Source organism: Streptomyces spinosisporus (assembly GCF_022698145.1).
Taxonomy (GTDB): domain Bacteria; phylum Actinomycetota; class Actinomycetes; order Streptomycetales; family Streptomycetaceae; genus Streptomyces; species Streptomyces spinosisporus.
Window position 1 is genome coordinate 394,681 of the sequence record NZ_JALDAX010000004.1, and the last position, 21,943, is coordinate 416,623.

Annotated in this window: 20 protein-coding genes; 6 read left to right on the top strand and 14 right to left on the bottom strand. The window is 72.0% G+C overall.

From position 1 onward, the window contains the following. Positions 1–226 precede the first annotated feature (226 nt). The gene (locus tag MQN93_RS13410; RefSeq protein WP_016437114.1) at positions 227–1,855 is read left to right on the top strand and encodes a protein kinase domain-containing protein; all 1,629 of its coding nucleotides are present in this window, start codon (positions 227–229) and stop codon (positions 1,853–1,855) included. 81 nt (positions 1,856–1,936) lie between these two features. Here the strand turns inward: MQN93_RS13410 and MQN93_RS13415 are convergent, their stop codons facing one another. Together MQN93_RS13415 and MQN93_RS13420 are read right to left on the bottom strand one after the other, a co-directional pair. Continuing rightward, entirely contained in the window at positions 1,937–2,476 is a 540-nt protein-coding gene (locus MQN93_RS13415; RefSeq protein WP_016437113.1) for a bacterial proteasome activator family protein, read from the bottom strand. 106 nt (positions 2,477–2,582) lie between these two features. Next, positions 2,583–3,131 carry a PadR family transcriptional regulator gene (locus MQN93_RS13420; protein WP_242709658.1) on the bottom strand — a complete coding sequence of 183 codons (549 nt, stop codon included), beginning with the start codon at positions 3,129–3,131 and terminating at the stop codon, positions 2,583–2,585. A 78-nt stretch (positions 3,132–3,209) separates the two neighbouring features. On the opposite strand from MQN93_RS13420, the gene MQN93_RS13425 reads away from it, so the two are divergent. Next, positions 3,210–3,992 carry a hypothetical protein gene (locus tag MQN93_RS13425; protein WP_242709659.1) on the top strand — a complete coding sequence of 261 codons (783 nt, stop codon included), beginning with the start codon at positions 3,210–3,212 and terminating at the stop codon, positions 3,990–3,992. Positions 3,993–4,011: 19 nt separating this feature from the next. Here MQN93_RS13425 and MQN93_RS13430 read toward each other — a convergent pair whose 3' ends face one another. Next, the gene (locus tag MQN93_RS13430; protein WP_016437110.1) at positions 4,012–4,992 is read right to left on the bottom strand and encodes an NAD(P)H-quinone oxidoreductase; all 981 of its coding nucleotides are present in this window, start codon (positions 4,990–4,992) and stop codon (positions 4,012–4,014) included. Between the two features lie 167 nt (positions 4,993–5,159). Between MQN93_RS13430 and MQN93_RS13435 the strand changes: the two genes are divergently transcribed. Together MQN93_RS13435 and MQN93_RS13440 are read left to right on the top strand one after the other, a co-directional pair. Then, on the top strand, positions 5,160–6,155 hold the full coding sequence (locus tag MQN93_RS13435) for a daunorubicin resistance protein DrrA family ABC transporter ATP-binding protein (protein WP_016437109.1): 996 nt from the start codon (positions 5,160–5,162) through the stop codon (positions 6,153–6,155). Next, a complete protein-coding gene (locus MQN93_RS13440) occupies positions 6,152–7,000 on the top strand; it encodes an ABC transporter permease (protein WP_016437108.1) in 849 nt (282 codons plus the stop codon). The genes MQN93_RS13435 and MQN93_RS13440 overlap by 4 nt, the downstream gene beginning before the upstream one ends. Here the strand turns inward: MQN93_RS13440 and MQN93_RS13445 are convergent, their stop codons facing one another. Genes MQN93_RS13445 through pdhA form a run of 6 tightly spaced genes read right to left on the bottom strand, consistent with a single transcriptional unit; the run spans position 7,001 to position 13,953 of the window. Continuing rightward, the gene (locus MQN93_RS13445; protein WP_242709660.1) at positions 7,001–8,098 is read right to left on the bottom strand and encodes a potassium channel family protein; all 1,098 of its coding nucleotides are present in this window, start codon (positions 8,096–8,098) and stop codon (positions 7,001–7,003) included. It lies immediately after the preceding gene. Beyond that, entirely contained in the window at positions 8,095–9,477 is a 1,383-nt protein-coding gene (locus MQN93_RS13450) for a molybdopterin molybdotransferase MoeA (RefSeq protein ID WP_242709661.1), read from the bottom strand. The genes MQN93_RS13445 and MQN93_RS13450 overlap by 4 nt, the downstream gene beginning before the upstream one ends. Continuing rightward, complete coding sequence (locus tag MQN93_RS13455) at positions 9,474–10,400, bottom strand: NTP transferase domain-containing protein (RefSeq protein ID WP_016437105.1); 927 nt, start codon at positions 10,398–10,400, stop codon at positions 9,474–9,476. The genes MQN93_RS13450 and MQN93_RS13455 overlap by 4 nt, the downstream gene beginning before the upstream one ends. Positions 10,401–10,454: 54 nt before the next feature. Next, positions 10,455–11,816 carry a dihydrolipoamide acetyltransferase family protein gene (locus tag MQN93_RS13460; RefSeq protein WP_242709662.1) on the bottom strand — a complete coding sequence of 454 codons (1,362 nt, stop codon included), beginning with the start codon at positions 11,814–11,816 and terminating at the stop codon, positions 10,455–10,457. Continuing rightward, positions 11,816–12,820, bottom strand: a complete 1,005-nt coding sequence (locus MQN93_RS13465) for an alpha-ketoacid dehydrogenase subunit beta (protein ID WP_016437103.1) — start codon at positions 12,818–12,820, stop codon at positions 11,816–11,818. The genes MQN93_RS13460 and MQN93_RS13465 overlap by 1 nt, the downstream gene beginning before the upstream one ends. Beyond that, positions 12,820–13,953 (bottom strand): pyruvate dehydrogenase (acetyl-transferring) E1 component subunit alpha, encoded by a 1,134-nt coding sequence (gene pdhA, locus MQN93_RS13470; protein WP_242709663.1) that lies wholly within the window; start codon positions 13,951–13,953, stop codon positions 12,820–12,822. Before pdhA ends, MQN93_RS13465 begins: the two co-directional genes overlap by 1 nt. 191 nt (positions 13,954–14,144) lie before the next feature. On the opposite strand from pdhA, the gene MQN93_RS13475 reads away from it, so the two are divergent. Then, positions 14,145–14,630: an Lrp/AsnC family transcriptional regulator gene (locus MQN93_RS13475; RefSeq protein ID WP_037783365.1), complete on the top strand. Its 486-nt coding sequence runs from the start codon at positions 14,145–14,147 to the stop codon at positions 14,628–14,630. Positions 14,631–14,642: 12 nt separating this feature from the next. Here MQN93_RS13475 and MQN93_RS13480 read toward each other — a convergent pair whose 3' ends face one another. Both MQN93_RS13480 and MQN93_RS13485 read right to left on the bottom strand, forming a co-directional pair. After that, positions 14,643–15,233: a TetR/AcrR family transcriptional regulator gene (locus tag MQN93_RS13480; RefSeq protein WP_016437100.1), complete on the bottom strand. Its 591-nt coding sequence runs from the start codon at positions 15,231–15,233 to the stop codon at positions 14,643–14,645. Beyond that, positions 15,230–16,747, bottom strand: a complete 1,518-nt coding sequence (locus MQN93_RS13485; RefSeq protein WP_242709664.1) for a 3-hydroxyacyl-CoA dehydrogenase — start codon at positions 16,745–16,747, stop codon at positions 15,230–15,232. Before MQN93_RS13485 ends, MQN93_RS13480 begins: the two co-directional genes overlap by 4 nt. Before the next feature lie 160 nt (positions 16,748–16,907). Between MQN93_RS13485 and paaN the strand changes: the two genes are divergently transcribed. Further along, positions 16,908–18,611 carry a phenylacetic acid degradation protein PaaN gene (paaN, locus tag MQN93_RS13490; protein ID WP_242709665.1) on the top strand — a complete coding sequence of 568 codons (1,704 nt, stop codon included), beginning with the start codon at positions 16,908–16,910 and terminating at the stop codon, positions 18,609–18,611. Here paaN and MQN93_RS13495 read toward each other — a convergent pair. The 3 genes from MQN93_RS13495 to MQN93_RS13505 all read right to left on the bottom strand — a co-directional run bounded on the left by MQN93_RS13495 (position 18,608) and on the right by MQN93_RS13505 (position 21,680). Then, positions 18,608–19,426 (bottom strand): TrmH family RNA methyltransferase, encoded by an 819-nt coding sequence (locus MQN93_RS13495; RefSeq protein WP_242709666.1) that lies wholly within the window; start codon positions 19,424–19,426, stop codon positions 18,608–18,610. The two genes, paaN and MQN93_RS13495, sit on opposite strands and share 4 nt — an antisense overlap. Positions 19,427–19,524: 98 nt before the next feature. Next, complete coding sequence (locus tag MQN93_RS13500) at positions 19,525–20,748, bottom strand: HTTM domain-containing protein (protein WP_242709667.1); 1,224 nt, start codon at positions 20,746–20,748, stop codon at positions 19,525–19,527. After that, entirely contained in the window at positions 20,745–21,680 is a 936-nt protein-coding gene (locus tag MQN93_RS13505; RefSeq protein WP_372504357.1) for a DUF5819 family protein, read from the bottom strand. The genes MQN93_RS13500 and MQN93_RS13505 overlap by 4 nt, the downstream gene beginning before the upstream one ends. Positions 21,681–21,943 lie beyond the last annotated feature (263 nt).

The following is a 21,943-nucleotide window of genomic DNA, read 5'->3' on the forward strand; positions in this document are numbered from 1 at the left end:
CGGCTGAGGACGGACCGGCCATCAAACCCTCCCCCAAGGGTCCCGTGCAAATTCTGTGTACCGCACGTACAACGTCTGTAACGCTCGCGCGACGCTTCTTTCGCGTACGGTCACGGATCGGGCACTGAACTTGACGTGTCAGTGCCCTGGGGCAGACTTGGCCGGGAATAGCACTTTGGATCAATGACAGTCAACGGCGCCTGAAGGCCCACGGGGGAAGCGGAACATGAGCCAGGACGGCGCACAGGGCCGGTACACGGGGCGGGCGTTGGCCGGCGGCCGCTATCAGCTGCGCGACCTGCTCGGCGAGGGCGGCATGGCCTCGGTGCATCTCGCCTACGACAGCGTGCTCGACCGCCAGGTCGCGATCAAGACGCTCCACACCGACCTGGGGCGGGAGCAGGCCTTCCGCGAGCGCTTCCGCCGCGAGGCCCAGGCCGTGGCCAAGCTCACGCACACCAACATCGTCTCGGTCTTCGACACCGGCGAGGACACCCTCGACGGCATGACGACTCCGTACATCGTCATGGAGTACATCGAGGGCCGCCCGCTGGGTTCGGTGCTCGACGAGGACGTACGGCAGTTCGGCGCGATGCCCGCGGACAAGGCGCTGAAGATCACCGCGGATGTGCTCGCGGCGCTGGAGATCAGCCACGAGATGGGCCTGGTCCACCGCGACATCAAGCCGGGCAACGTCATGATGACCAAGCGCGGCGTGGTCAAGGTGATGGACTTCGGCATCGCGCGTGCCATGCAGTCCGGCGTGACGTCGATGACGCAGACCGGCATGGTCGTGGGCACCCCGCAGTACCTCTCGCCGGAGCAGGCGCTGGGCCGTGGTGTGGACGCACGCTCCGACCTCTACTCGGTCGGCATCATGCTGTTCCAACTGGTCACCGGGCGGCTGCCGTTCGACGCGGACTCCCCGCTCGCGATCGCCTACGCGCATGTGCAGGAGGAGCCGGTCGCTCCGTCGTCGATCAACCGGGCGCTGCCGCCCGCGGTGGACGCGCTGGTCGCCCGCGCGCTGAAGAAGAACCCCAACGAGCGGTTCCCGAGCTCCGAGTCCATGCGCGACGAGTGCCTGCGCGTGGCCGCCTCCTTCCACGCCACCCCGCCGAGCATCGTGCCGGGCGCGCCCGCCCAGGCCGGCTCGGGTGTCGGCTCCGCCGTCTTCCCGCCGGTCGACCAGTCGACCCCGGCGCCGACGGGCCCCGTCCAGACGCCGTACCAGCCGACCCCGAATCCGTACGGCACCCCGGCGCCGCCGTCGCAGCCGTCCTCCCCGGCGTACGGCTACCCGCAGCAGAGCGGCTACCAGCAGGCGCCGTACGGCCAGCCCTCCACGCCGCCGCCGTACAACATCACGCCCCAGCCCTCCGGGCCCGCCGCGGGCGGTGGCAGCGGGAAGAACAACAAGCCGGTGATCATCGGTTCGATCGTCGTCTCGATCGTCGCGGTCGGCGGCCTGCTCGCGGCACTGCTGCTGAACGGCGGCGGCGGTGACGACGAGGGCAAGGGCGGTGGCAGCGCGAGCCCCTCGGCGACCAAGGCGGCGGGCTACCGCGGGCCGGACACCACGAAGAAGATCGAGTCGACCGAGTGCACGGAGCCGCAGGAGTCGTACAACGACCCCGACAAGATCAAGCTCCCCGACTTCCGCTTCAAGTACATCGGTTCGGTCAAGGAGTGCCTGCAGGCCGCGGGCTGGGAGCTGAAGATCAAGAAGGTCGACGAGAACACCTACGGCGAGGGCGCGGTCATCGACCAGTTCCCGTCCGCCGACACGGACGTCGACCCCAAGGACATGCCGCAGATCGAGCTCAGCGTCTCCTCGGGCAACCCGACGTCCTGACCCGCACGGCAGACAGGTGAAGGGCCCGGCGGCTTCTCGGCCGCCGGGCCCTTTCGTACGGATTCGTACGGGCTCGGCTCGTTACAGGTACGGTCCGCCCGAGCGGCCGCCGGCCTGGCGGTCCTCGGTGCCGTCGGGGCCCACGCCCGGCGGCAGCGCGCGCCGCATCTGCTCCAACTGGGCCCGCGCGGCCATCTGCTGGGCGAACAGCGTGGTCTGGATGCCGTGGAAGAGGCCCTCCAGCCAGCCCACCAACTGCGCCTGCGCGATGCGCAGTTCGGCATCGCTGGGGGTGCCGTCGTCCGTGAAGGGCAGGGAGAGCCGCTCCAGCTCCTCCACCAGCTCCGGCGCCAGCCCGTCCTCCAGCTCCTTCACCGAACTGCGGTGGATCTCCTTGAGGCGGGCCCGGCTCGCCTCATCCAGGGGAGCCACCCGCACCTCCTCCAGGAGCTGTTTGATCATGCTGCCGATCCGCATCACCTTGGCCGGCTGCTCGACCTGTTCCGTCACCGGAATCTCGCGGGAGTCCTCGTCTGTACCGCCGCCAATCGCCATGCCGTCCTGGCCCACGACCAGGATCTGGGGGTTCTCCGGCGACCTGTCGTTCCTCGGCATCTCCATGCCGCCATTCTCTCGCACCCGTGCATCTCATCACCGTGGTGCCCCCCGTGCAGGGTGATCCACCGTTTACGGTGCGGGGTTTTCCGTCACGGTGCGGTGCCGTCCGTCACGGTGCGGTGTTCTCCGCCCGCAGCCGCAGCAGCCGGGCCTCGCAGTGGTCCAGCCAGCGGATCTCCGCCTCCGCGTGGCAGATGAGCTGCTCCAGGACCAGCAGCCGCGCCACCTCGTCCGGATGCCCGGGCGTACCCGCGAGCGCCCGCGCCCGCTGCCGTACGTAGGCGTGCAGCGCGTCCGCCACATGCCGGCGCTGTGCCTCCACGACCCGGCGTACGTCGACGGCGGGTGCGCCCACCGCCAGCGCCAGCTTGATCGCCAGCTCGTCGCGCGGGGGACTGGTGCGCTCGACGGGACGGGTGAACCAGTCCTGCAGCTCGGTCCGGCCCGTGCGGGTCAGGGCGTACAGCGCCCGCCCGGCCTCGTCCTCGCCGTTGTGCACGACCATCCCGTCCCGCTCCAGGCGGCCGAGGGTCGTGTAGACCTGCCCGATGTTCAGCGGCCAGCTGCCACCGGTGCGCTCCTCGAACTCGGTGCGCAGTCGTGAGCCGTAGCGAGGGCCCTGTTCGAGGAGCGCCAGAAGCCCGTGACGTATCGACATACCCGGATTGTGCAGCGGCTTCGGAATTTTGGCGGAGCCCGGAATGCCGGAAGTGCGGGCCGGTGTGAGCCTTGAGACGTGACTCCATGGCTGCGTGCTTTGCAGGGGGCCGGACTGGTGATGGGGGTGGGGGCGAGCGTGCTCGTGCTGCCGTGCGGGGGTGCGGTGGCGCACGCGTCGTCCGCGCCCTTGGTGGTGGTGGTTGCGCCGGGGCCGACGCACGGGACCGGATCGGGGGGCCATGCCGGGCACTCCGGATCCAGGGACGAGCCTGGTGCGGGCGACGAGAACGGTTCCCGGGACGAGCCCGGCCCGGGGGACGGGCACGGTTCCGGGCATGAGGAGGGTTCGGGGGACGAGGCCTGGCCGGGGGACGAGGACGGTCCGGCGGACGAGGCGGGCCCCGGGGAGGAAGCAGAGGTCAAACCCCACTCCGGGCATACGCCTGGTGCCCGCACCCCGGGGGCCGGGCACCGTTCCGCCTCCCCCACCGCCTCTCCGAAGCCGTCGCGGGCCGGGAGCGTGGCGGGTGAGGGGCGCGAGCGTCCCGGGCGGCGGGAGACACCGTCGGCGGACGCATCGGCCGACGACTCCTCCGACCAGGGAGAGGGCGAGGAACCGGCCTACCCGGAAGGGGAGGACACCGGCGACGAGACGGCCGGGGACGCCACGGCGTCACCGGCCGACGAGGCCAGCCTGCTGCCCTCCGGGCCCGCACAGCCCCCGGCACAGCAGGCCGCCTCGGACTCCGCAGGCCCCGCCGAGCCCGTCCTGCAGATCCTGCCGCTCGGCAGCGGACTGGTCCTGATCGGACTCGGCCTGGGCCTCGCCTTCATCGGCCTGCGGATGCGCAGGGCTTGAGGGCCGGCCTGCGCCTTTCTCAGGGCACCACCAGCAGGACCTTCCCCACGTGCCCGCTCTCCTCCACGACCCGGTGCGCCGCGGCCGCGTCGCTCATCGGGACCTCGCGGTCGACGACCGGGCGGACATGGCCGCCGTCGATCAGGGGCCACACATGCTCGCGTACGGCCGCGACGATCGCCGCCTTCTCGCCGAGCGGGCGCGCCCTGAGCGAGGTCGCGCTGATCGCGGCCCGCTTGTTCAGCAGCGTGGCGATGTTCAGCTCGCCCTTGATGCCGCCCTGCATGCCGATGATGGCGAGGCGGCCGCTGGTGGCGAGGGCCTGCAGATTGCGGTCCAGGTACTTGGCGCCCATGTTGTCGAGGATGACGTCGGCGCCCGCCCCGTCGGTGGCCTTCCTGACCTCCTCGACGAAGTCCTGCTCCTTGTAGTTGATCAGGATGTCCGCACCCAGCGCGGCGCACCGCTCCAGCTTCTGCGCGGTGCCCGCCGTGACCGCGACCTTGGCGCCGACGGCCTTGGCCAGCTGGATCGCCATGGTGCCGATGCCGCTGGAGCCGCCGTGCACGAGCAGCGTCTCGCCGGGGCGCAGCTGGGCGATCATGAAGACGTTCGACCAGACCGTGCAGACCACCTCGGGCAGCGCCGCGGCCTGCTTGAGGTCGAGGCCCTTCGGCACAGGCAGCAGCTGACCGGCCGGGACCGCGACCTTCTCGGCGTAGCCGCCGCCCGCGAGCAGCGCGCACACCTCGTCGCCGACCGCCCAGCCGGAGACGCCGGGGCCGAGTGCGGCGATCCTGCCGGAGCACTCCAGGCCGGGGTAGCGGGACGACCCCGGCGGCGGGTCGTAGAAACCCTGCCGCTGCAGGATGTCGGCGCGGTTGACGGCCCCGGCCACCACCTCGACCAGCACCTCGCCCTCACCGGCCACCGGATCCGGGACCTCGTCCCACACCAGCGCCTCGGGCCCACCAGGTTCGGGAATCGTGATCGCATGCATGAGGGGGACGCTACCCCCCGTCCACCGGCCGACTCCGGCCGCGTGCCCCGGCGAGGCATCGCGCGGCGGGCGGGTCCCGGCGAAAAAAGTGTGCGATCACCGATGAGTTCCGGCGAAGGTAAAGGTCTCACCATGCGTCACCCAAGTGCGTGGAAGGACACCCCACCATGAGCCAGCACACGACCGGCCTGGCGATCGAGACCGCGGGGCTGGTGAAGACGTTCGGTGAGACCCGCGCCGTCGACGGCGTGGACCTCTCCGTCCCGGCCGGCACGGTCTACGGCGTCCTCGGCCCGAACGGCGCCGGGAAGACGACCACCGTGAAGATGCTCGCCACCCTGCTGCGGCCCGACGCCGGCGAGGCGCACATCTTCGGTCACGACGTCGTGCGCGAGGCCGACGAGGTCCGTGGCCGCGTCAGCCTCACCGGTCAGTACGCCTCGGTGGACGAGGACCTCACCGGCACCGAGAACCTGGTTCTGCTGGGCCGCCTCCTCGGCCACGGCAAGAAGGCGGCGCGCGTACGGTCCGCGCAGCTGCTGGAGGCCTTCGGGCTGACGGAGGCCGCGGGCAAGCAGATCAAGCACTACTCGGGCGGCATGCGGCGCCGTATCGACATCGCCGCGTCCATCCTCAACACCCCCGATCTACTCTTCCTCGACGAGCCGACCACCGGGCTCGACCCGCGCAGCCGCAACCAGGTCTGGGACATCGTGCGCGCGGTCGTCGCTCAGGGCACGACGGTGCTGCTCACCACGCAGTATCTGGACGAGGCCGACCAGCTGGCGTCCCGGATCGCCGTGATCGACCGCGGCAGGGTCATCGCCGAGGGCACCAAGGGCGAGCTGAAGGCCTCGGTCGGCGCCGGTTCCGTGCATGTACGGCTGCGGGACGCGGAGCAGCGGTCCGAGGCGGCCGAGGTGCTGCGCCGGGTGCTGGACGCGCAGGTGCAGCTGGAGCCGGACCCGGTCGCCCTGACCGCCCGTGTCTCCACGGCGGCCAGCGGCATCGCCGCCGAGCAGGCAGCCCGGGCGCTCGGCGAACTGGCCCGCGGCGGTGTCGTCGTGGACAACTTCTCGCTGGGGCAGCCCAGCCTGGACGAGGTGTTCCTCGCCCTCACCGGACACGACACCCACAGCCCGAAGGACGAGGTGGCGGCATGAGCACCGCGACGAGCACCGAGACCCAGGATCTGGCCCCCGTCAGCGCCGAGTCGCTGGCCGCCCTGCTCGTCGGCGGCAGGCGCCCGCCGCGTCCGAGCGCCTGGTCGGCCTCGCTGACCTTCGGCTGGCGGGCGATCCTCAAGATCAAGCACGTACCGGAGCAGCTCTTCGACGTCACCGCGTTCCCGATCATGATGGTGCTGATGTACACGTATCTGTTCGGGGGCGCCCTGGCCGGGTCCCCGAAGGAGTACATCCAGTTCCTGCTGCCGGGAATCCTGGTGATGTCGGTCGTGATGATCACCATGTACACCGGCGTCTCGGTCAACACCGACATCGAGAAGGGTGTCTTCGACCGCTTCCGCTCGCTGCCGATCTGGCGGCCGTCGACGATGGTCGGCTATCTGCTCGGCGACGCCCTGCGCTACACCATCGCCTCGGTCGTGATGCTCGCCGTCGGCATGATCATCGGTTACCGCCCGGACGGCGGGGCGGGCGGTGTCCTCGCCGGGATCGCGCTGCTGGTGGGCTTCTCGTTCGCGTTCTCGTGGATCTGGACGATGTTCGGGCTGATGCTGCGCACCGAGAAGTCGGTGATGGGCGTCAGCATGATGGTGATCTTCCCGCTGACCTTCCTGTCCAACGTCTTCGTCGACCCGAGGACCATGCCGGGCTGGCTGCAGGCCTTTGTCAACAACAGCCCGATCACTCATCTGTCCTCGGCCGTGCGCGGCCTGATGGCCGGTGACTGGCCGGCGGACGAGGTCGCCTGGTCGCTCGGCTGGGCCGGTCTGTTCGTGCTGGTCTTCGGGCCGGTCACGATGCGGCTCTACAACCGCAAGTGATCAGTCCTGCGGCAGCGGCCGGGCGTCGGGGGTGACCCCGGCGCCCGGTGTCGCCCGTACGATCGTGATCAGCCGGTCCGTCAACTGCAGTGTCCCGACGGCCGGATCGTCGTATCCGAGTACCCGGTGCCCGCGTATCACGGTCACCACCAGGTCCTCCGTCTCGCGCGGCCCCTTGCCCACCTCGGCCTTGACGACCGGTCGTTCGACCATGTCGAGCCCGCTGCCCTGCTGGATGAGGTCCTCCATCACCATGCCGGCCACGGGGCTGAGCACGGACAGGCCGAGCAGCCGGCCGGCCGCGCTGGCGCTGGTGATGACCGCGTCGGCGCCGGACTGCTTGAGCAGCGGCGCGTTCTCCTCCTCGCGCACCGCGGCCACGATCTTCGCCCCGCGGTTGAGCTGGCGGGCCGTCAGCGCGACCAGCACGGCCGTGTCGTCGCGCTGGGTGGCGATGATGATCTGCCGGGCCCGGTGCACCTCGGCCCGCTTGAGCACATCGCTGCGCGTCGCGTCCCCGATCACGCCCGCGTAACCGTCGGCCGTCGCGGCCTCGATCACCTTGGAGCTGGGGTCGACCACGACGACCTGCTCCTTCTTCAGCCCCGTCGCACACACGGTCTGGATCGCCGAGCGCCCCTTCGTCCCGAAGCCGACGACGACGGTGTGCTCCCGCAAGGTGGACCTCCAGCGGTTGAGTCGCCATTCCTCACGGGTGCGTTCGGTGAGGACCTCGAGCGTGGTGCCGACCAGGATGATCAGGAAGAGCACGCGCAGCGGGGTGATGACGAAGATGTTGGTGAACCGGGCGGCGTCGCTGACGGGTGTGATGTCGCCGTATCCGGTGGTGGAGAGGGTGACGGTCGCGTAGTAGAAGGAGTCGAGCAGGTCGACCGAGTGATCCGAGTTGTCGTTGTATCCGTCGTGGTCGGCATAGACGATCAGAGCGGTCCCGACCAGCACCAGCAGCGCCATCAGCAGTCGTCTGGCCACCTGCCGGAGCGGACGCTGCACCACCTTCCTCGGCAGTTCCACCCGGTGGGTCACGAGATGTTCGTGCGCCTGACGGGCGATCACGTCATGGCCCGGAAGTCTCACGTGAAACACACCCCGATTCCGGCGGACGCCCAGGGCAGGTCGAGGAGTTCGAGCTCCTGACCGGGGCGGGCACCGCCGGGTGGGACGACGGCGAGGGCGTCGGCCGCGGCGATGCCGCGCAGCATGGCCGGGCCGTTGTAGTGCACCGGCACGGCACGGTCCCCGCGCAGCACGACGGGGATGAGCCGGGTGTCGTACGGATGCCCGTGCGCCGCGTCCTGGACCGGCAGGGTGTACGGCTCCGGGGCGGGGCGGGCGGCGAGCGTGCGCAGCAGCGGTTCGGCGAGCGTGAGCAGGCCGGAGACGGCGGCCAGGGGGTTGCCGGGCAGGCCGACCAGATGCTGGCCGGCCCTGATGCGGGCCAGCAGCATGGGGTGGCCGGGGCGCACCTTGACGCCGTCCACGAGGAGTTCGGCGCCGATCCGGTGCAGGGTGGGATGGACGTGGTCGACGGGGCCGGAGGCGGTGCCGCCGGTGGTGACGATCAGGTCGGCGTCGGAGCCGGTGATGGCCTTGCGCAGGGCCTTGGCGTCGTCCCCGATCCGCCGTACGGCGGTGACCTCGCCGCCCAGCGCCCGCAGCCAGGGCGGCAGCATCGGGCCGAGCGCGTCCCGGATCAGGCCGTCGTGCGGCGTGCCCTCGGTCAGCAACTCGTCGCCCAGGACGAACACATGGACGCGGGGACGCGGAACGGCGGTGACGGTGTCGTAGCCGGCGGCCGCGGCGAGGCCGAGCACGGCGGGCGTCACGAGGACACCGACGGGCAGCAGCTGGTCGCCGGAGCGGCACTCCTGGCCGCGGGGGCGGATGTCCTGGCCGTGGTGGATCTCGCGGGTGGCGTGCAGTCGGCCCTTGTCGTCGGTGCGGCCGTGCTCGGTGCGGATCACGGCGGTGGTGTCGAGCGGGATGCGGGCACCGGTGGCGATGCGGACGGCCTCGCCGTCGGTGAGCGCCTCCGGCTCGTCGTTCCCGGCGAGGACGCCCTCCTCCCGTACGTCCCAGGGGCCGGGTCCCGCGACCGCCCAGCCGTCCATCGCGGAGGTGTCGAAGGAGGGCAGGTCGGTGAGGGCGGTGAGGGGGGCTGCGAGGGTGAGGCCCAGGGAGGCGTCGAGGGGGACGGTGACGAGGTCGCGGCGGGCGCCGGACCGGGCGGCGCGTGCGGCGATCTCCCGGGCCTCGGGCCAGGACGTGGCCCGGTGGTGGGCGTCGGGCCGGTGCGGTGCGCCGTGGTGGGCATGGGCGTGAGTGCCGGGCGCGGCGGGCGCGGGGACGCCGTCGCCGGGGGCTGCGCGGCCGTCGGGGTCGTTCACCAGGGCCAGCACCTCCTCGACGTCGAGGTCCTCGGCGTCCTCGCCGGTGCGGGCGGAGCGGGCGGTCATCCGGCGTCCGGGCGGGTGCCGGAGGCGTCGTCGGGCTTGTCGCCGGCGTCCTCCTCGGCCCAGCGCAGAGCGAGCGCCGAGACCTTGCGGGCGGCTTCGGCGACGGCTTCGGGGCTCCCTCCTGCCTGTGCGGCGGCGTAGCCGACGAGGAAGGTGGTCAGCGGTGCCGCGGGCCTGGCGACGGAGTGTGCGGCGTCGCGGGCGACGTCGAGCAGGGCATGGATGTCGACGTCGAGGTCGATGCCCAGCTCGTCCTTGGCTGCGGAAATCCATTCATCCAACACGTGCCCATGCTCCCTGATACGTGCCCTGGCGGAGGCGATGTCGTCCCAGGTGTCGCAGTCGAAGGCTGCGACGGGGTCCTGGACGCGGGTGAGGTCGAGGGCCGCGGTCAGCCGGCGCAGCGGCAGCCCGGTGAGACCGCCGTGCCCGGTGGACAGGGCGGCCAGTTCGCGGCGCAGCGCGGGGGTGCGGTAGGCGGCCACCAGGGGCTGGTCGCGGCCGTCGGCGTCGGTGAGCAGGGCGCCGTCCGTGCCGCTCGCGCGCAGCGCGGCCAGCAGCTGCCGCACCGTCGCCGCCCCGAGGAACGGCAGATCGGCCGAGAGTACGACGAGCTCCTCGGCCGTGGTGTGGTGCAGCCCGGCGCCGAGCGCGGCGAGCGGTCCGCCGCCGGGCGGGTCCTCGCGGGCCCAGCGCACGGGCCGGGCGGTGGGCCGGGCGTCGGCGACGACGACGGTCGTACGGGCGTCGGCGCAGGCGGCCAGCACCCGGTCGAGCAGCGCCCGGCCGCCCACCCGCACACCGGGCTTGTCGGCGCCGCCGAGCCGGCGCGCGGCGCCCCCGGCGAGCACGACCGCGTCGTACTCCGGGGCCGCGCCGCGATCGCCGCAGGACTCGTGCCCGAGTGGCTCGTGCGAGGTCATCCCACGAGTATGCGTGTCCCGGCGATCACAGGGAACGTGTGGGTGCTCCCGCTGTCACAGAGTGCGCAGCAGGACCGCCGGCTGTTCCACGCAGTCCGCCACATAGCGCAGGAAGCCGCCCGCCGTGCCGCCGTCGCACACCCGGTGGTCGAAGGTGAGGGAGAGCTGGACGACCTGGCGGACGGCCAGTTCGCCCTCGTGCACCCAGGGCTTGGGGACGATGCGGCCGACGCCGAGCATGGCCGCCTCGGGGTGGTTGATGATCGGCGTGGAGCCGTCGACGCCGAACACGCCGTAGTTGTTCAGCGTGAACGTGCCGCCGGTGAGGTCCGCCGGGGTGAGGCGGCCCGCGCGGGCCGCCTCGGTCAGCCGGGCGAACTCCGCGGTCAGCGCCTCGGCGTCACGCGTGTGCGCGTCCCGTACGACCGGGACGACGAGGCCCCGCTCGGTCTGCGCGGCGAAGCCGAGGTGCACCTGGTCGAGCTGGACGACCTCCCTGGCCTCCATGTCGACCGTGGAGTTGAGCTCGGGGAAGCGGGCGAGCGCGGCGGTGCAGATGCGGGCCAGCAGCGCGAGCAGGGAGATCTTCGCCCCGCCCGCCGCGTTCATCGCGGTGCGCGCACGCATGAGTTCGGTCGCGTCGGCGTCCACCCAGCAGGTCGCGTCCGGTATCTCACGGCGGCTGCGGGAGAGCTTGTCGGCGACGGCACCGCGGACGCCCTTGAGGGGGACGCGCAGGCCGGCGCCGCCGGCTGCCGCGACGGGAGCGGGCGCGGGCGCGGACGTCACGCGGGTGGGGGCCTCGGCGGGCGGCTCGGCCATCCCTGTCTGCGGCTGGGCCGTGCGTCCCCGTGCCTCGGCGGCACGCAGCGCGTACTCCACGTCCGCCCGCAGGATCAGTCCGTCCGGGCCGCTGCCCGTCATGTCCCTGAGGTTCAGGCCGTTCTGCCGGGCGAGCCGGCGCACCAGGGGGGAGATCACGGGGACCGGGCCGTCCGCCGCCCGCGGGGCGTCCGCCCGGCCGTTCGTCTCCCCGGGTGCGGTGGGCGCCGGCTGTCCCGGCCTGACCCTGCGGCGGCGCCCCGCGGGCGCTTCCGACGTGCCGTAGCCCACCAGGACGTTGCCCGAGCCCTCGGACCCGGCGTCGGCGGCCGGTGTGCCCACGGCCACGGTGATCAGCGGTGCCCCGACGGGCAGTTCGGTGCCCTCCTCGCCGAAGCGGGCGGTGACGACGCCGCCGTAGGGGCAGGGCACCTCGACCATCGCCTTGGCCGTCTCGACCTCGACGACCGGCTGGTCGACGGAGACGAGGTCGCCGACCTCGACCAGCCAGCGCACGATCTCCGCCTCGGTGAGTCCCTCCCCGAGGTCGGGCAGCCTGAACTCCAGGCTGTGCATGTCAGACGCGCGTGCCATCAGCTCTCGGCCTCCCACTGCAGACGCGCCACGGCGTCCAGGATCCGGTCCACGCCGGGCAGGTGGTGGCGCTCCAGCATCGGCGGCGGGTAGGGGATGTCGAATCCGGCCACCCGCAGCACCGGCGCCTCCAGGTGGTGGAAGCAGCGCTCCGTGATCCTGGCCGCGATCTCCCCGCCCGGGCCGCCGAACCCGCCCGACTCGTGCACGACGACCGCGCGCCCGGTCCGCCGCACCGAGGCGCAGACCGTCTCGTCGTCGAACGGCACCAGGGAGCGCAGGTCGACGACTTCGAGGTCCCAGCCCTCGGCGGCCGCGGCCTCGGCGGCTTCGAGGCACACGGGCACCGACGGTCCGTACGTGATGAGCGTGGCGCTCCGGCCGGAGCGCCGCACCACCGCGCGGCCTATCGGTTCAACGTCCGTCGGGTGCTCCGGGTTCCAGGAGTCCTTGGACCAGTACAGCCGCTTGGGTTCCAGGAAGACGACCGGGTCGTCGGAGGCGATCGCGGCGCGCAGCAGGCCGTAGGCGTCGGCGACCGTGGCGGGCGTGACGACGTGGAGCCCCGGCGTCGCCATGTAGTACGCCTCGGAGGAGTCGCTGTGGTGCTCGACGCCGCCGATGCCGCCGCCGTAGGGGACGCGGATGGTGAGGGGCAGGGGCATGGCGCCGCGGCTGCGGTTGCGCATGCGGGAGACATGGCTGACCAGCTGCTCGAACGCGGGGTAGGCGAACGCGTCGAACTGCATCTCCACGACCGGCCGAAGCCCGTACATCGCCATGCCCACGGCCGTGCCGAGGATGCCCGCCTCGGCCAGCGGGGTGTCCGTGCAGCGGTCCTCGCCGAACTCCTTGGCGAGTCCGTCGGTGACCCGGAAGACACCGCCGAGGGTGCCGACGTCCTCGCCCATGACATGGACGGCGGGGTCCGCGGCCATGGCGTCGCGCAGCGCGCGCGTGAGGGCCTGCGCCATGGTGGCCGGCTTGACGGCGACGGTGGTCATCAGTGCCCGCCTTCCTGCTCGGCGTGCAGCTCGGCCTGCAACTGGGCCTGCTGTTCGCGCAGTTGCGGGGTGGGCTCGGCGTAGACGTGGGCGAAGAGGTCCATGGGGTCGAGCACCGGGTCCTGGTTCATGCGCTCGCGCAGGTCGGCGGCCATCGCCTCGGCGGCGTCGCGGGCCGCCTTGATGCCGTCCTCGTCGATGAGGCCGCGCTCGGTCAGCTCGTGCTCCATGAGGGCGATCGGGTCGTGCGCCCGCCAGGCCTCGACCTCACTGTCGCCGCGGTAGCGGGTCGCGTCGTCAGCGTTGGTGTGGGCGTCGATGCGGTACGTGATCGCCTCGATCAGCGTGGGGCCGCCGCCCTCACGCGCGCGGCTCACGGCGGCGCCGATCACCTCGTGCACGGCGGCCGCGTCGTTGCCGTCGACCAGGCGTCCCGGCATGCCGTAACCGACGGCCTTGTGGGCCAGCGACGGCGCCGCGGTCTGCTTGGCGAGCGGGACGGAGATCGCGAAGCCGTTGTTCTGCACGAAGAAGACGACCGGGGCCTGCCAGACGGCGGCGAAGTTCAGCGCCTCGTGGAAGTCGCCCTCACTGGTGCCGCCGTCGCCGACCATGGCGAGCGCGACCACGTCGTCGCCCTTGAGGCGGGCGGCGTGCGCGAGGCCCACCGCGTGCGGGAGCTGGGTGGCGAGCGGCGTGCTCAGCGGGGCCACCCGGTGCTCGCGCGGGTCGTAGCCCGTGTGCCAGTCGCCGCGCAGCAGGGTCAGTGCCTGGACGGGGTCCAGGCCGCGGGCCACGGCGGCCAGCGTGTCCCGGTAGCTGGGGAAGAGCCAGTCCTGCTCCTGAAGGGCCAGCGCGGCGGCGATCTCGCCGGCCTCCTGGCCGGTGCTGGAGGGGTAGACGGCGAGGCGGCCCTGCTTGGTGAGGGCGGTCGCCTGCGTGTTGTACCTGCGGCCGCGGACCAGTTCCGCGTACAGGCGGCGCAGCAGGGCCGGGTCGGCCTTCGCGGCCGCCTCGGTGCCGAGGACGCGGTGGGGCTCCGCGTCGGGCAGCAGCGGCGCGGGGTCCGTGCGGGGCTGCCAGGCGGGCGGCGGGGATGGCCGGTAGGCACCCCGCTGCTCCATGACCGTCATGACGGCACCTCCTCGTGGGAGCGGCTTCGGGCGCGCCACGGCATTGTGGTGCGCCTCACCTACCGATTGTTCGGTCGCCGACACATTTTGGCTACGGGTGGCTCCACGCTGTGGACAAACGGTTCTCCACAGCCTGAAATGAAAGCAGTACGTCCATGGCAGGGAGGCGGGGGGACATGGCACCTGAACAAATGGCCGAGGGGCCGGAGGGGACCACCGCCCTGCCGCCCGCCCGCCCCCTCGACGCGATCGACCTGGACATCCTGCAGATGCTCCAGGCGGACGGCCGGGCCTCGATACGGTCGGTCGCGGAACGGGTGCACGTCTCACGGGCCAACGCCTACGCACGCATCAACCGCCTCATCGAGGACGGCGTCATCCGCGGCTTCGGTGCCCGCGTGAACCATGAACGCGCGGGTCAGGGCACCTCGGCCTACATCACCCTGAAGATCGTCCAGAACTCCTGGCGCACGGTGCGCGAGCAGCTCACACAGCTGCCCGGGGCCTCGCACATCGCCCTGGTGGGCGGCGACTTCGATGTGCTGCTGCTGGTGCACACCTCGGACAACCGGGCCCTGCGCGAGCTGGTGCTCACCCGGCTGCAGGCGATGCCCGAGGTGCTCAGCACGCGCACGCTGCTGGTGTTCGAGGAGGAGGACCTGGAGCCGCAGGGCTGAGGGCAGGGCCGTTCAGCCCTCCTTGCGCAGCCCCTGGAAGACCAACTGCACGACCGCGTCGGCCACTTCGCGTTCGTCCATGCCGCGTCCGTCCGGCCGGTACCACTCGACGATCGAGTTGATCATCCCGAAGACCAGCCGCGTCGCGAGCCGCACCTCCACGTCGGCGCGCACGTCCCCGTCGGCGGCCGCCGCCTTCAGCAGCTCGGCCACCCGGTGGTCGAAGTCGCGCCGCCGCTCCAGGGCCCAGCGCTCGGTGTCGGTGTTGCCGCGCACCCGCAGCAGCAGCGTCACGTACGGCAGCTCGCCGATCAGCACCTCGACCATGCGCCGCACGACGTACTCGAGCCGCTCGTCGGCCCGCCCCACGCGCGCGTGCTCCTCGTCGAGGATCCCGAACAGGCCGTCGAGCGCCCGGCTCACGGCCCGCCGCAGCAGCTCCTCCTTGCCGGTCACATGGTGGTATATCGACGACTTGGAGATGCCGGCCGCCCTGGAGAGGTGCTCCATGGAGGTGCCGTCGTAGCCGCGCTCGTTGAAGACCTGTACGGCGACGGAGAGCAGCGTCTCCGGCGTGTACGTGTCGCGCTTGGCGGTGGTCATGAGGTGCTGCCCTCCCGCTTGTCGGAGGCGTACGCGTGGCGGTACAGCGCGAGAGACGGCGCGTAGCGCCCGGACGGGTCGCGCAGGTGCAGGTCGTCGAGGAGGGCGTACGCCCAGTTGCGGCCGAGCCTGCGGCTCCACTCGAACGGTCCGAGCGGGTAGTTGACGCCCAGGCGCATCGCCGTGTCGACGTCCTCCTCGGTGGCCACGCCCTTGGCGACGGCGTCGTGCGCGAGGTCCACGATCCGGGCGACCGTGCGGGCGACGATCATGCCGGGAACGTCCCCGATGACGCTGACCTTCTTGCCGAGCGCCTGGAAGAGACCGACAGCCTCGGAGAGGGTCTGCGGCGAGGTGTCCTGGGAGGCGGACAGGGCGATACGGGTGGCCCTGCGGTAGTCGACGGCGAGGTCGAAGTAGACGACGTCGCGGAACTCCACCGAGGTCTGGCCGTCGGCGAGCGCCAGCTGGCCGCCGCTCGGCAGCACCAGGCGGGTGCCGTGGTCCTCGTCCTCCTCGCGCACGGGGATGCCCGCCTCACGGATCAGCGCGAGCACCTCGGCGGCGGGGCCCAGGTCGCCCTCGGCGACGACGTACGCGGGCTGCTGCGCGGCGTCCGCGGTGTGCGGCTCGGCGGGCTCTGCGTCGTCGCCGTAGTCGTACCAGCCGTGCCCGCTCTTGCGGCCGAGCCGACCCGACTCCACCAGCCGCCGCTGCGCGAGCGACGGGGTGAAGCGCACGTCCTGGAAGAAGCTCTGCCACACCGAGTGCGTGACCGCCTCGTTGACGTCCTGCCCGATCAGGTCGGTCAGCTCGAAGGCACCCATGCGGAAGCCGCCCGACTCGCGCAGGACCGCGTCGATGGTGGCCGGGTCGGCGCCCTGCGCCTCGTACACCGCGAAGGCCTCGGCGTAGAACGGGCGGGCGATGCGGTTGACGATGAAGCCGGGGGTGTCGGCGCAGGCGACCGGGGTCTTGCCCCAGGCGCGCGCCATCTCGTACGCGCGCGTGGCGGACGAGACGTCGGTGGCGAAGCCGGAGACCACCTCGACGAGGGGCAGCAGCGGCGCGGGGTTGAAGAAGTGCAGGCCGACGAAGCGGCCGGGGCTGCGCAGCGCGCCGCCGATCGCGGTGACGGACAGGGACGAGGTGTTGGTGGCGAGCAGACAGTCCTCGTCGACCACCTGCTCCAGTTCCCGGAACAGCTCCTGTTTGACGTCCAGCCGCTCCAGGACGGCCTCGACGACCAGGGAGCAGTCCGCCAGGTCGGTCAGGTCCGCGGCGGGCAGCAGCCGGGCGCGCGCGGCGTCCCGCTCGGCCGCGGTGAGCCGGTCCTTCGCCACGAGCCGGTCGAGTCGGGCGCCGATCGCTTCGGCCGCTTCCCGGGCGCGCCCCTGGACGGCGTCGTAGAGCCGTACCCGATGGCCCGCGACCAGCGCGACCTGGGCGATGCCCTGGCCCATGGTGCCGGTGCCGACGAAGGCCACGGGGCTGCTGAGGTCGAGTGCTGTCATGTGCGCGATCCTCCCGCACGGGGTTTTCCACAGATGCGGCGGACCCCCTTGTCCCGACCGATCGTTCGGTTACTCTAACTCTGACCGGCTGTTCCTGCCCATATTTCTGCCCAGGTCATGAGCTCGACGAAGAGTTCACAAGACGAGGAGTTGGTCCCGCATGGCCGCCGAACTGACCGCGCACGAGCTGATCGCCAAGCACCGGCCCACCCTCGATCAGGCGCTGGAAGCGATCCGCACGCGTGCGTACTGGTCCCCGCACCCCGAGCACCCCAAGGCCTACGGCGAGAACGGCAGCCTGGACATGGCGGCGGGCAAGGCCGCCTTCGACGCCCTCCTCGGCAGCCGCCTCGACCTCGGCCAGCCCGGCACGGACGACTGGGTGGGCGGCGAGACCTCGCCGTACGGCATCGAGCTGGGCGTGAACTATCCGCACGCGGATCTCGACGAGCTGCTGCCCGCGATGAAGGCCGGACAGCGCGCGTGGCGCGACGCGGGCGCGGAGATGCGCGCGGTGGTGTGCCTGGAGATCCTCAAGCGGATCAGCGACCGGACGCACGAGTTCGCGCACGCGGTCATGCACACCTCCGGCCAGGCGTTCATGATGGCGTTCCAGGCCGGCGGCCCGCACGCGCAGGACCGCGGCCTGGAGGCGGTGGCTTACGCGTACGTGGAGCAGGTCCGCACACCCGACACGGCGGAGTGGACCAAGCCCCAGGGCAAGCGCGACCCGCTCGCGCTCACCAAGCAGTTCACCCCGGTCCCGCGCGGCGTCGCGCTGGTGATCGGCTGCAACACCTTCCCGACGTGGAACGGCTATCCGGGCCTGTTCGCCTCCCTGGCCACGGGCAACGCGGTGCTGGTCAAGCCCCACCCGCGCGCGGTGCTGCCGCTCGCGCTCACCGTGCAGGTCGCGCGCGAGGTGCTCGTTGAGGCGGGCTTCGACGCGAACCTGGTGGCGCTGGCGGCCGAGCGTCCCGGCGAGGGCATCGCGAAGACCCTGGCCACGCGCCCGGAGATCCGCATCATCGACTACACCGGCTCGACGTCCTTCGGCGACTGGCTGGAGGCCAACGCCCGCCAGGCGCAGGTCTACACGGAGAAGGCCGGCGTCAACACCGTGCTGGTGGACTCGGCGGCGAACTACAAGGGCATGCTCTCCAACCTGGCCTTCTCGCTGTCCCTGTACAGCGGCCAGATGTGCACCACCCCGCAGAACCTGCTGATCCCCCGCGACGGCATCCGCACGGACGAGGGCCCGAAGACCTTCGACGAGGTGGTCGCGGACCTCGCCCGCGCGGTCGACGGCCTGCTCGGCGACGACGCGCGCGCGAACGCGCTGCTCGGCGCGATCGTCAACCCGGACGTGAAGGCCCGTCTGGAGGCCGCGGCCGGGCTCGGCGAAGTCGCCCTCGCCTCACGAGAGATCGCCAACCCCGAGTTCCCGGACGCGGTGGTGCGCACCCCGGTGATCGTGAAGCTGGACGGCGCCAAGCCGGACGACGAGGCCGCGTACATGAGCGAGTGCTTCGGCCCGGTCTCCTTCGCCGTCGCCGTCGACTCGTCCGCCGAGGCCGTGGAGCTGCTGCGGCGCACGATCCGCGAGAAGGGCGCGATGACGGTCGGCGCGTACACGACCGACGCCGAGGTCGAGGACGCGATCCAGGAGGTCTGCCTGGAGGAGTCGGCGCAACTGTCGCTGAACCTCACCGGCGGGGTGTACGTCAACCAGACGGCCGCCTTCTCCGACTTCCACGGGTCGGGCGGCAACCCGGCGGCGAACGCGGCGCTGTGCGACGGGGCGTTCGTGGCCAACCGTTTCCGGGTGGTCGAGGTGCGCCGGGAGGCACAGGGCCAGGCCTAGGGCCTGGAGCCGTACCCGGTGGCGCTCCAGTGGTACAGCGTCATGGCCACGCTGGTCGCGAGGTTGTAGCTGGAGACCTGGGGGCGCATCGGCAGGGACAGCAAGTGGTCGGTGCGGGCGCGCAGTTCGGCGGACAGGCCGCTGCGCTCGGAGCCGAAGGCGAGGACGGCGTCGTCCGGGAGCTTGACGCCCCGGATGTCGTCGCCCTCGGGGTCGAGGGCGAACAGCGGGCCCGCCGGCAGCTCGTCGGCGGTCAGGCGTTCCACCGCGGTCGCGAAGTGCAGTCCTGCGCCGCCGCGCACGACGGTGGGGTGCCAGGGGTCGAGCGGGCCGATGGTGACCACGCCGGTCGCGCCGAAGCCCGCGGCCAGCCGGATCACCGCTCCCGCGTTGCCGAGGTTGCGCGGATGGTCGAGGACCACGACGGGCGCGGTGCGCGGGACGTGCGCCAGCGTGGCGAGGCCCGCCACGCGGGAGGGGCGTACGGCCAGTGCCGCGACGGCGGTGGGGTGGGGGCGCGGGACCACGCTGCGGTACGCCTGCTCCGGCACCTCTGTGAGGAGTCCGGCCAGCGTCTTGCGTACGTCGGGCGCCAGTTCGCCGGCGAGGGCGAGGGCGGCCCGCCGGTCGGTGGTGACCGCCACCGGGACCTCCGCCCCGAAGCGCACGGCGTGCTTGAGCGCGTGGAAGCCGTCGAGCAGTACACAGGTGCCGGCCAGCCGTCGCCAGGCGGCCACGGTGTCGGCCGTGTCGGCGTTGTCTGCAGTGTCGGCGCTGTCCGCGTTGTCCGCGGTGTCGGCGGTGGGGTCGGTCATGGTGGGCAGCCTACGTGCGCGTGCGGTGCCCGCTCATCCGCGCATACGGCGCGGATGTCTGCACGTACGGCGCGGGTGTCTGCACACAGGGTGCGGGCTCACGCCGGGGAGTTCGCGTGCGTGGGCTCGGGGTTCTCCGGGGCGCGCGGGCCGGGCAGGGGGGTGCGACCGCGGCGGGCGACGACGCGGGCACGCGCGCGTGCCACCCAGTCGCCGAGGCGGCGCAGGAACGACGTCGGCAGGAAGACCGAGTCCGCCGCGATCATCGCGAGCGAGAAGAACGGCAGGCCGAGGACCACGGCGATCACCGCGTGCTCGGTCATCATGGCCGCGAGCAGGACGTTCTTGACGCGCCGGTTGAACAGCGTGAACGGGAAGGCGACCTGCACGACGACGGTCCCGTACGTCACGAGCATCACCAGCGTGCCGCTGGACGAGAGCAGATCGGCGAGGCCGGGCCAGGGCGAGAAGTAGTCGAGGTGCAGGGGGTAGTAGACCGCGGTGCCGTCCTGCCAGCGGCTGCCCTGGATCTTGTACCAGCCCGCCGTCGCATAGATCAGACAGGCCTCGGCCATGATCACGAAGAGGGCGCCGTTGTGCACGATGTTGCCGACGACGTCCAGCAGTATCCGGGGCTCCGCGCTCTTCGCGCGGCGCCCGACGACCCACCACACGGCGAGCGCGAGCCACACCAGCCACACGATCACCGGCACGGTCGGGTCGACACCGTCGAACCTGCCGCCGGCGGTCACCGCGACCAGCGCGAAGCCGAGCACGGCCCACAGGACGACACCCACCCGGTCCGCGATCCGCTCTCCACGCGCGCGTGCCGCGCCCTCACTCCGTACCCACCGTGCCCGCCGCGCGTCCAGCGACCAGACCTGGCCGCATCGCGTGAACACGAGGTAGACGGACATCAGGTGCAGGACGTTGTCGCCGCCGTCCCCCACGAAGACGCTGCGGTTCTGCAGCGAGAGGACGCCGAGCATGAACAGCACGGACATGGTGCGGGTCCGCCAGCCGAGCAGCAGCAGGAAGCTCGCGAGGACGGCGAGGACGTAGACGAACTCGAACCAGCCGCCGCTGTCCGACCACATCAGGGCCGTGAAGGCGTGGTTGACGGCGATCAGCTGCTGGGCGAGGTCCCAGTTCCACGGGCCGTCGGGGCCGTAGAGCTCCTCGCGGTGGGGGAACTCGCGCAGCAGGAACAGCAGCCAGGTCGCGCTGAAGCCGATGCGGATCACCGCGGTCTGGTACGGGCCGAGCGCCGACTCGGTGACGCGGGCGATGGCGGAGGAGACCGACAGGGCGAGGCGGTTCACTCGGCGCCTCCATCGGTGTCGGTGTCGGTGTCATCGGTCGCGACCGACCACCAGGGCAGCACGCGGTAGATGGGTTTGTCGGAGATCTTCTCCGTGCTCCACTTCGGTGGGGGCACGTTGGTGGTACGGGTCCGGACCTGGACCTGTTCGACGACGCCGCCCTTGCCGGCCGCGTCCTCCCGGTCCAGGCGCAGCACGACGATGCGCCGCAGATAGTTCTCGGACAGGGAGCCGCGCAGGCCCGAGGGGCGGTTGTCGCTGTCGTGCGTGGCGAGGAAGAAGTCCAGGGCGCGGCGCAGCTCGTTCTGCTGGGTGTGGCTGGGCAGCAGGTTTCCGTCTATGGCGCGGCCGTCCTCGGCGGACAGGTCGTACCAGCCGGTGGTGCGGATCTCCCCGCTCTTGGCCTGCACCTCGGCGCGCGCCTGGACCGCGATGTTCTGCTGCAGAGGGTTGGGCGCGAACAGCTTCCAGTTCTGCTCGAACTCCGGGTAGACCCAGTCGTCGATCGCCTTGCCGTGCGCCTTGGTCACCGTGTTCGACGGCGCGACATGCAGAAACACCATCCCGAGATGCACGCACACGGCAACAGCAACCACCGCCAGCGCCAACGCGGCCCCCACCTGATACCGCACCGAAAGCGCCGCCACACCCGTACGAGGCTCGGCATACGCCCCAACCTCGGGAACCCCTCCGCCCCCGTACACACCACCCACCCGAGCCTGCGGGGGGACACCGGGCGACACCGGTATCGGGCCGGCCCCGGGCCCGCCGCGAGACTCCGACCGTGTACCCGCCTCGGACACACCACCGTCCTTCGGCGGAACCCCTGCCCCGGACACGCCACCGGACTCCGGCTCCGGCAGGTCTTCCGTCCCCGGAGGACTACCGGGCTCCGGCCGGCCATCAGGCCCGGAGGGACTACCGGGCTCCAGCCCGTCATCCGGCCCAGAGAGACCACCGGGCTTCGACCCGGCATCCACCTCGGACAACCCATCCGACGTCGACGCGGCACCTCGCCCCGAATAACCGTCGGCCGCCGCTTCGGTACCCGCCCCCGGAGAGCCGCCCACCCCCGGCTCAACGCCCCGCCCCGGCGAACTGTCCCGCTCAGGCGAACTGTCCCGTTCAGGCGTGTTCTCGGGGTCGGCCGGATCGCGCCCGGGGCCCGGGTCTGTGCCGTACGCGTCCATTTCGC